At 64.0% G+C, this 10,525-nt stretch carries 5 protein-coding genes and 1 pseudogene; all 6 read left to right on the forward strand.

Annotation, left to right across the window (positions count from 1 at the left end; all coding sequences use genetic code 11):
- The coding region (locus ACODRZ_RS25850) for a peptidoglycan-binding domain-containing protein (protein WP_165418763.1) at positions 1-609 on the forward strand (609 nt) is incomplete at its 5' end.
- A gap of 30 nt (positions 610-639) precedes the next feature.
- Positions 640-1,329, forward strand: coding sequence for a MotA/TolQ/ExbB proton channel family protein (locus ACODRZ_RS25855; RefSeq protein ID WP_130753338.1), 690 nt, complete (start codon positions 640-642; stop codon positions 1,327-1,329).
- Between the two features lie 112 nt (positions 1,330-1,441).
- Positions 1,442-5,323, forward strand: a complete 3,882-nt coding sequence (locus ACODRZ_RS25860) for a beta strand repeat-containing protein (protein WP_262503620.1) — start codon at positions 1,442-1,444, stop codon at positions 5,321-5,323.
- A gap of 151 nt (positions 5,324-5,474) precedes the next feature.
- The gene (locus ACODRZ_RS25865; protein ID WP_488973059.1) at positions 5,475-9,614 is read left to right on the forward strand and encodes a beta strand repeat-containing protein; all 4,140 of its coding nucleotides are present in this window, start codon (positions 5,475-5,477) and stop codon (positions 9,612-9,614) included.
- 40 nt (positions 9,615-9,654) lie between these two features.
- On the forward strand, positions 9,655-10,116 hold the full coding sequence (locus ACODRZ_RS25870) for a biopolymer transporter ExbD (protein ID WP_087574347.1): 462 nt from the start codon (positions 9,655-9,657) through the stop codon (positions 10,114-10,116).
- Positions 10,113-10,525, forward strand: a pseudogene (locus ACODRZ_RS25875) (hypothetical protein); the annotation flags it as partial. The gene ACODRZ_RS25870 and the pseudogene ACODRZ_RS25875, both read left to right, overlap by 4 nt.

Genomic DNA, 10,525 nt, shown 5'->3' on the forward strand with positions numbered 1-10,525 from the left:
ATGTCCGTTTGTCTTGCGCGCCACGCGCTTCTCTCCATCGCCCTCGCTGGCAGCGCATGCCTTGGCGCAGGGGCCGCGCAGGCCGCAGACGCCAATGGCAGCTTCGCCATTCGCGGTATCGGATCCCAGACTTGCGCGACCTATGTTGCCGCGCTCGCCAAGCCTGAAGAATTCACTCGTTATGGCAACTGGCTGCTGGGCTATGCCACCGCGCACAACCGGCTCGTCCCGGACGCGTATGACATCATTCCGACCGAGCCCGGCGTCGATTTCCCCAACGTCGTCGCCGTCGTCTGCCGCAGCAATCCGCAGATGCTGCTCGAAAATGCCGCGAGCAGTGCCGTCACCGCGATCAGGCCGCTCCGGCAGACCGCAGCCTCGCCGCTCGTTCAGGTTTCGGCCGATGGCAAGACCGTCTCGATCCATCAGGACAGCCTGAAGCGTCTGCAGGCCGCGCTGATCGCTAGGCAGATCTTCAAGGGCGCGGCCAACGGCGCACCATCCGCCGCATTCACCGACGCGCTCAAGGCTTTCCAGCGCTCCGAACGCATCGCGGTCACCGGCTTGCCCGACATCGACACCTTCATCCGCGCCATCGTGAAGCGCTGAGCCGATGATCCTGCCGCAAAGGACAGTACCGTGACTTTCGACTGGTTGGCGTCGCCATCTTCGCCGTTCCACATCTTCGTTCAGGCAGATAGGTTGGTTCAGGCGATCATCGTCCTGCTGATGCTGGCGTCGGTCGTGTCCTGGTCGATCATCATCGGCAGGGCCTGGGCGCTCTCTCTCGAGAGACACCGGGCGGTCAGCGTCAAGCGCTTGCTGACCAGTATCGGCACACAGGACGAGTTGCGGAATCTCAGCGACGGGGCCGAAGGCCGGATCATGCGTATCCTAGGCGCGATCGAGGTCGAGTGGCGCTGGTCCTCGGAAAACCTCGTCCGGGACTATGAGCAGGTTCGCGAGCGCGTGGTCTCGATCGCCGAAATAGCGATCCAGCGCGAGGGGCGCAGCCTCGCTGGCCGGACCGGCTGGCTCGCGACGCTTGGAACGTCGGCGCCTTTCATCGGACTTTTCGGAACGGTCTGGGGGATCATGGGCAGTTTCCTCGCGATCGGCCAGAGCCAGGACACGTCGCTGGCCGTCGTCGCGCCGGGGATCGCCGAAGCACTGCTCGCAACAGCCGTCGGGCTGTTTTGCGCGATCCCTGCATCCATTGGTTACAACCGCCTCGTCCAGGCGCTTGCCGCTGTCGATGCCGAATGGCGTTCGATCGCAGGCCTGCTCGAGGTCGCAATCTCACGACATTTCGGGACGCGGACATGGTGAACGCGCCTTTCCGAGACCGGCCCCATTCGGCCGAAAATTCCCTCTTTTCACCATGCATTCAGAAGGGAGACATCTAATGTCTACTGGTTCCAGGAGAATGCGCTCGGTATTGATGACCGGTGCAAGTACGGCGCTTCTCGCCACATTGGGCGCGACGCAGGCATTGGCTGCAGGACCGTCGGAGACGACGAGCTCGACCAACTCGGTCAGCGTTCAGCAGCAGTTCAACGATTACACCACGCCGACGGCGGGGCTGGCCCTCAATGGCAACACCCAAGGGTCGGTCAATACGACGGTCAGCAACAATGACGCGACCGCCTACGCGCTGACAAACAGCACGGTCACCGTCGGCTCGTCGGCGACGACCGGCAACGCCTCGACCGCGACGGGTTACGCCAATACCGCGACCCTGACGGTCAATGGCGACCTCAACAATGTCACCGGCTCGGGCTATGCGATCCAAACGGCCTCATCAGCTGGTGCAACGACCGGCGCCAAGGTTGACGGCACGACCGACATCGGCATCGCCCTGACACAGCAGAACACCAGCACGGCCGCGACGGTGACCGATGGCACCGACATGGGCATCACCATCGATCACGGCATGTCGGGCAGCACTGCTAAGATCGCCGGCAACAGCCAGAGCGCTACCGGTGTGCTGAACTCGGGCGTGACCGCGCTCGACACCAGCGTCAACAGCACAAGTGGTTCGTCCGCCATCGGCGTGGCGCAGTCGAGCCTCAACGGTTCGCTGACCGCCTCGGTGTCCTCGCTCGACAAGTTCTCGACCGGTTCGGGGCCGTCCACCACGGCGCTCACCGGCAGCACGGTCGATCTGACCAACAACAGCCAGGCTGCCACTGCGGTCGCCAACTCCGGCTCCAACAGCCAGTCGATCTCCGGCAATGATGTTACCCTCGCAGGTCAGTCCGATGGTCAGGCCAAAGCGGGGCAGACCTATGTGGCTGCTGCCGGTTCAGATCCGGAAGTGCCCAATACTTCCGCCGTGGCTGGCTATGCCATCGCCTCGAAGCAGGAACTGGCTGTCACAACCACTGGCGCCAAGACCGTTACCGCTTCGGTCGATGATGCAGCAGGCACCGCAGGCTATTTGGCCACGGTCACCGGCAATGTGACCGGCTCGACGCTGGCCAATGACAGCAACTCGGCTCGCGCTCTGGCGCGCGGCAACGAGGTTGCGAACGCGACCACGATCGATGCCAACAGCATTGCAACGGGCAGCCTAGCGTCGCCGTCCTCCGGCACGGTCGCGGCGATCGCCTCGCAGCAGGATGTGACCGTCGCGACCGGCACGCAGACGATCGTGGCGCAGGTCGGCGGCGCAGGTTCGGATGGGCCGATCGTCTCCAATGCGATCACTGGCGATGTGACCGGCAGCTCGGCGATCACGGCGTCGAACAACAGCGTGCTCGCCGATGCGGCGGCCAACCGGGGCGGCAACGCCATCACCGCTTCGGCTACTACCATCAACACGCTCGGCACTGAAGTCGCCTCGGCTAACATCAACGGCAATGTCTCGACCGCCAATGCCGCCTTCGCGGTGGCGAACGAGCAGTCGGTGGCTTCCGGCACCAGCGTGCAGGCGGGCCTCGTCGACAGCTTCGGCACACCCACCAAGAGCACCTCGGTCAGCACGGCGATCACCGGCAGCCTGACCAGCTCGAGCGTGACGTCGGACGGCAACAGCCTTGCGGCCAATGCGGCAGGCAATGCGACGCTCGGCACTGGCAATGCGATCACGCTATCGGGTACGAACCTGGGCACCAGCGCTGCTATCGCGAGTGACCAGACCATGAACGGCACCGCGACCGCCTATATCGGTCAGACCGGTACGCCTGCCGCCGGCGGTGTGCTTGTCACCGTTGGCAACGACATTGCCAACAGCAGTGTGACCGTGGATGGCAACAGCACGAGCGGATCGGCCAAGGGCAACAGCGCAACCAATGCTCTGGCAGCAAGTGCGACCAACCTGACCCGAGGCAATGGCGTCAGCAATTCGTCTCAGGCTTCGGCCAACAGCGATGGGGTCGCTGCGGCGGACATGGCTGTCTCGAGCAAGCAGGCGAACACCGGTGCGCTTTCGAGCACGGTCGGCGCTCTGTTCGGCGTGTCGGCGACAGGCGTCACCAGCCCGACACTGAGTGATGTCAGCGCCAGCACGGTCTCGGTGTCCGATAACAAAGAAAGCTCGACGGTCACCGGCAATAGCGGCACCAACAGCATTGCGCTCGATGCAACCAACGTCACCACCACCTCGGCCCTGGCCAACAACCAGACCAACTCGGGTGCCCTCGGCGCGACCATCTCCAGCTTCAGTGGCGCAAACGCCACCGTCGGTCGGGATATCGCCAACAGCAGCGTTCTGGTGGACGGCAATGCCATCTCCGGCGCGACCACCGGCAACGCCGCGACCAACAGCGTCAACGTGACCGGGAGCAGCACGTTGCTGGCTTCGGACACCACCAGTGGTGCGACCGCAACGCCGTACCACATTGCGGGGGCCGAGGTCACCGCAGTTGCGGATCACGCGCTCGCCAGCATCCAGACTGTGAGCGGCGCTGAAACGACAGCGGTTACCGGCACCTACGATATCGTGACGCTGGGCGCCGGCGCTCCTGCGGCAGTGGACGCCACCAGCGACATCACCGGCAGCACCTTGTCCGTCTCTGGCAACACGCAGTCGGCAACGACCATGGGCAACACCGCCGCCAACAGCATGGCGCTAGAAGGCGGAAGCGTCTCCACCAATGGTGCCTTGCAGTCGGTTCAGCGGGCAACGGGCAGTGCTGCATTCTCCGCGACCTCTACGATGACCGCTGCGGCGCCTGCCGGAAACAGCACATCGACGCTGGCGCTGGACAACAACAGCAATACGGCGTCGACGACGGTCAACGCGGCGACCAACAGCATGATTGTTGCGGCCGATACCAGCCTGTCCTCGACAACGGCTGGCGGTGCCAACGCCTCGCTCGGGGGGACCATCACCACCTACAGTGCAGCTGCTGACTATGTCGTCGGCAACTCGCAGTTGGTGACCACCAACCCGGTCACCGCGACGGCGACTACCAATATCTGGAACAATGACGGCGGCGCGACGGCACAACCCCAGTTCGCAACCAACGGCATCAACCAGAGCACGGTCGATCTCAGCGGTAACGCCACCTCTGCGACGGCCCTTGCCAACCGGGCGACGAATTCGCTGACCCTGTCGGGCAATTCCGACACGGCGTCAGCGGGCGTCATGAACCTGCAGAGCAGCGGCGGTGCGGTCACGGCGAATGCCACGACCAAGGCGGATGTCGTTCTGGCTGGCTATGATGCGGCCACCGGAACGGATCCGAGCCCGCTGGACAGCAGCTCGGTGGCGCTCAACAGCAACAGCACCTCGGCGCGCGCCGGCGGCAACAACGCCACCAACGCGCTCTCGGCATCGGCGACCAGCTTCGCCAATACGAGTGCTGGTGGCTCCGCTTCGCTGACCGCAACGCGGGATGATAATGTCTCGGCGAGCTTCGCCGTGATGAACGAGCAGAGCAATGCCGGCGCCATCACGGCGGCGGCGAACGTCACTTATGGAGCCTCGTTCAACAACCTCGGAACGGCGGCTTCGGTCACCAATTCGGCGGTGACTGTTAACGGCAACAGCGCGGTCTCGGTGGCCTATGGCAACGCCGCGACCAACTCGCTGACCCTGATGGCGCTCAACAGCCCGGCTACGGGCGCAGTGCCGACCACGACGGCGATCGCCAGCAACCAGAGCAACACCGGCGCGATCAATGCGACCACCGGTATCACGACCGGCGCTCTCGCGATCAATGCGGTGGCGACCGGTGCCGGCAACACCGGCGGCGTGACCAATGCCAGCCTGTCGATCAACGGCAACAGCCTGGCATCGGCGGCCTATGGCAACAGCGCGACCAACACGCTCACTATCAGTGGGACCAACGTGAACGTCACAGTGGCGCGTCCGTAAAAGGAAGTCCGGCGCGTGTCTTCGGGCGCGCGCCGGACTTCTTGCGGGAACCCCGCGCCCGATCCGGCGCGGGGATTTCCCCGGCCCTTTTCCAGCACATGCTCCGCGATTCAGAAACGCTGGCGCCTTCATTTTTTAATCGAGAATTGCCATGTCCACACGTTCCAGGAGAATGCGCTCGGTATTGATGACCGGCGCAAGTACGGCGCTGCTCGCCACGTTGGGCGCAACACAGGCGCTGGCCGCAGGACCGTCGGAAACGACTTCCTCGACCAATTCGGTGAGCGTCCAGCAGGAGTTCAACGACTATTCCACGCCGACTGCAGGGCTGGCGTTGAACGGCAATACCGAAGGGTCGGTCAACGCCACCGTCAACAACAACGACGCGACTGCCTACGCGCTGACCAACAGCACGGTGACGGTGGGCTCGTCGGCGACGACCGGCAATGCCTCGACGGCGACCGGCTATGCCAACACCGCCACCCTGACAGTCAATGGTGACCTCAACAACGTCACCGGCTCGGGCTATGCCACCCAAACGGCCTCATCAGCTGGTGCAACGACCGGCGCCAAGGTCGACGGCACGACCGACATCGGCATCGCCCTGACACAGCAGAACGCCAGCACGGCCGCGACGGTGACCGATGGCACCGACATGGGCATCACCATCGATCACGGCATGTCGGGCAGCACTGCCAAGATCGCCGGCAACAGCCAGAGCGCTACCGGTGTGCTGAACTCGGGCGTGACCGCGCTCGACACCAGCGTCAACAGCACGAGTGGTTCGTCCGCCATCGGCGTGGCCCAGTCGAGCCTCGACGGTTCGCTGACCGCCTCGGTGTCCTCGCTTGACAAGTTCTCGACCGGTTCGGGGCCGTCCACCACGGCGCTCACCGGCAGCACGGTCGCTTTGTCGAACAACAGCCAGGCTGCCACTGCGGTCGCCAACTCCGGCTCCAACAGCCAGGCGATCTCTGGCAATGATGTTACCCTCGCAGGTCAGTCTGATGGTCAGGCCAAAGCGGGGCAGACCTATGTGGCAGCTGCCGGTCCGGATCCGGAAGTGCCCAACACTTCCGCCGTTGCCGGCTATGCCATCGCCTCGAGGCAGGAACTGGCGGTGACAACCGCCGGCGCCAAGACCGTTACCGCTTCGGTCGATGATGCAGCAGGCACCGCAGGCTATCTCGCTTCGGTCACCGGCAATGTGACCGGCTCGACGCTGGCCAATGACAGCAACTCGGCCAAGGCGCTGGCGCGGGGCAACGAGGTTTCGAACGCCACCACGATCGACGCCAACAGCATTGCGACGGGCAGCCTGGCGACGCCGTCCTCTGGCACGGTTGCCGCGATCGCCTCGCAGCAGGATGTGACCGTCGCCACCGGTATGCAGACGATCGTGGCGCAGGTCGGCGGCGCAGGCTCGGACGGCCCGATCGTGTCGAACGCGATCACCGGCGATGTGACCGGCAGCTCGGCGATCACCGCCTCGAACAACAGCGTGCTTGCCGATGCGGCGGCCAACCGGGGTGGCAACGCCATCACCGCATCGGCCACCACTATCAACACGCTGGGGACCGAAGTCCCCTCGGCAAGCGTTGCTGGCGACGAAGTGTCGACCGCTAACTCGGCCTTTGCCGTGGCAAATGCACAATCGGTCGCGTCTGGCACCAGCGTGCAGGCAGGCTTGACCAACAGCTTCTCCAGCCAGACGAGGAGCACCGATGTCAGCACCGCGATCAGCGGCAGCCTGATCAGCTCTAGCATCGCTTCGAACGGCAACAGCCTCGCAGCCAATGCGGCGGGCAATGAAACGCTCGGCACTGGCAATGCAATTACGCTGTCGGGCACCAACCTCGCGACCACTGCCGCCATTGCCAGCGATCAGACGATGAACGGCACTGCCACGGCGTTGATCGGTAAGGCGGGGACAGCCGCAACGGCGCCGAGAACATACGTCTTCCCATTCACCGGAACCACCACGTCAGGCACTTTTTCCGGCCAGACAGTGGATGATGGCTATACCCAGTCTGAGGTGAATTTCCTCAACGCTCAATATGGCGCGGGCTTTACTTTCAGCCGCGACGCTTTGACCGGTACCATCTACCTTGTCGCTACTGGACAAAGCGCCGGAACTACTTCGTTCCTGGCTTCCTACACGAGTGGAGGCTCTGCGGGAAAGCTCGCGACAGGTGGCGCGATTGTCACGGTCGGTAACGATATCACCGGCAGCATCGTGACCGTCGATGGCAACAGCACCGCCGGATTGGCCCGCGGAAACGGCGCTAAGAATGTCTTGGCCGCAAGTGCGACCAATCTGACCGCAGGTAAAAGCGGAGGTCTGGTGGCTGCTTCGGCCACAGGCGCAGGAAGCGCGATGGCGGACATGGCTGTTTCCAGCACACAGACCAACACGGGAGCGCTTACCAGCACAGTCGGCGCGCTGTTCGCTGTGTCTGCGACGGGTGTCTCCGGCACGACCCTTAGCGATGTCAGCGCCAGCAAGGTGTCGGTGTCAGACAACGCTCAAAGCACGAGCGTTTCCGGCAATGCCGGCACCAACAGCGTAACGCTCGATGCCACTAACGTCGCGGCCACCTCGGCTCTGGCCAATAACCAGACCAATTCGGGTACGCTCACAGCGACCATCTCCAATTTTAGTGGCGCCAATGTCACCATTGGTCGGGATATCGCCAGCAGCAGCGTTCTGGTGAATGGCAACGTCCTCTCCGGCGTGACCACCGGTAACGCCGCGACCAACAATGTCGCCGTAGCCGGCAGCGGCACGCTTCTGGCTTCGGACACCACCAGTGGTGCAACCGCGAACCCGAGCACTGCCACTGCACAGGCAGACCATGCCCTTGCCAGCATCCAGGTGGTGGACGGCGGTGAAACGACGACCGTGGCAGGGACGTTCAATATCGCAACCCTCGGTGTTGGTGCTCCGGTGGGGCCGACCGCCAGCGACGTGACCGCCAGTGCGCTGTCCGTTTCGGACAACGCGCAGTCGGCAACGACCAACGGTAATACGGCAACCAACAGCGTGGTGCTGAGCGGCGGTAGCGTCTCCACCAATGGTGCGCTTCTGTCGAATCAGAACGCTGCGGGAACATACGCTTTCTCGGCGACTTCGACGATGGCTGTGGCCGCGCCGGCGGCGAGCAGCACGTCGACACTGGCGCTGGACAATAACACCAACAGCGCGTCTTCGATGGTCAACACCGCAATCAACAGCATGACGATCGCTGCCGACACAAGTCTGACCTCGACGACCTCGGGTGGCGCTAACGCATCGTTGGCTGGTTCGACCGTTGGAGACTTTGTCGCAGGTGCCGATTATGTCGTGAATAATGTCCAGTCCGTGGCCGACAAGCCGACCACTGCCACGGAGACGACCACCATCGGCAACAACGACCGAGGTTCGCCATTCGCAACCGATGGTATTAACCAGAGCACGGTCGATCTCAGTGGCAATGCCACATCTGCGACCGCGCTTGCTAACCGCGTGACGAATTCGCTGACCCTGTCGGCCAATTCGGACAACGCTTCGGCCGGTGTTCTCAACCAGCAGTCCAGCGCCGCCGTGGTCACGGCGAATGCCACGACCACGGCGGATGTCGCTCTCGCAGGATATAACGCCACTTCGCCGGCCGTCGATCCGAGCCCGCTGGACAGCAGCTCGGTGGCGCTCAACAGCAACAGCACCACGGCGCGCGCCGGCGGCAACAACGCCACCAACGCGCTCTCGGCCTCGGCGACCAGCTTCGCCAACACGAGTTCTGGCGGCTCCGCAACGCTGCAATCGTCCCGTGCGGACACCGTCTCGGCAAGCTTTGCCGTGATGAACGAGCAGACCAGCACCGGCGCCATCGCGGCGGCGGCGAACGTCACTTACGGAGCCGCGTTCAACACCCTCGGAACGGCGCCTTCGGTCACCAATTCGGCGGTGACGCTGAATGGCAACAGCGCGGTCTCGGTGGCCTATGGCAACGCCGCGACCAACTCGCTGACCCTGACGGCTCTGAACAGCCCGGCGACCGGCGCGGTCCCAACCACCTCTGCCATTGCCGGCAACCAGAGCAATACCGGAGCGATCAATGCCAGCACCGGCGTCACCACTGGGGCGCTCGCGATCAATGCGGTGGCGACCGGCGCTAACAACACTGGCGGCGTGACCAATGCCAGCTTGTCGATCAATGGCAATGCCCTAGCGTCGGCTGCCTATGGCAACAGCGCAACCAGTTCGCTCAGCCTCAGCGCCAACACAATAAATGTCGCGGTAGTGCATTGATGACCATGCGTCCACTTCCTCCTGTACAGGACCGTTTCATATGACCCTCGCGTCAGGCCCGATAGCCCGGGGCCGTCCGCCCCATGGGCCGCTGCTGAGCGAGATCAACATAACTCCGCTGGTGGACGTGATGCTCGTACTTCTGGTGATCTTCATGATCACCGCGCCGCTCGTCGCGACTGGCGTGAAGGTCGATCTACCCGAAGCGCGAACCCGCGAACTCGCCTCCGACAGCAAGCCGCTGATGATCACGATCGATGCGACCGGCGACATTTTCATCGGAGATGCCGTGGTTGCCCGTGAGGCGTTCGGCGACACCTTGCGCCAACTGGCGCAGGCTTCCGGCGATCCCGCCAGCCTGAGGGTCTTCGTTCGCGCCGATCGCACCCTTGCCTATGGAACGGTCATGCAGATCGTCGCCGAGGTTGGCGCCGCAGGCTTCCCGAAGGTCGCCTTCCTTTCGGACTCGCGCCTGCCCAGCGACCAGAAGGAAGCGCCGTGAATGCGCGTCTGCCTTCCCTTGTCTCGTTCGTCCTGCATCTCGGACTGCTGGCCTTGCTGTCGCTGGTGACCTTTCGCGCGCGCGATCTCGTGCCGCCGCCCGCCGGCATGGCGATCGAAATTGTCGATCTCGACCACGCCATGCCGCTGCCTGATCCCGTGCTTGCAAAGCAGCAGCATGTCGAACAAGCCGCCCGCGCTGAGGTCGAACCCGTCGACGCCTCTGCCGTTGAAACATCTTCCTTTCCGGCTGCACCCGCGCCATCGCCGGCACCGCAGCCCGTGACGGCGCAAGCCGTTTCGCCTCCCTCGCCAACAAGCGCGCCACCGATGCCCGCGCTTGGACCCGGCCCGGTCGCCAGACCGCAGCCGGCGGCGCCGGCGCCACCCGTACCCCCGGCGCCGGCGCC

This window comes from Novosphingobium sp. FG90, from assembly GCF_057808725.1.

Excerpts from the sequence above, each read along its gene's own strand:
- ACODRZ_RS25870 (WP_087574347.1), top strand. The coding sequence starts at position 9,655 with ATGACCCTCGCGTCAGGCCCGATAGCCCGGGGCCGTCCGCCCCATGGG.
- ACODRZ_RS25865 (WP_488973059.1), top strand. The coding sequence starts at position 5,475 with ATGTCCACACGTTCCAGGAGAATGCGCTCGGTATTGATGACCGGCGCA.
- ACODRZ_RS25860 (WP_262503620.1), top strand. The coding sequence starts at position 1,442 with ATGACCGGTGCAAGTACGGCGCTTCTCGCCACATTGGGCGCGACGCAG.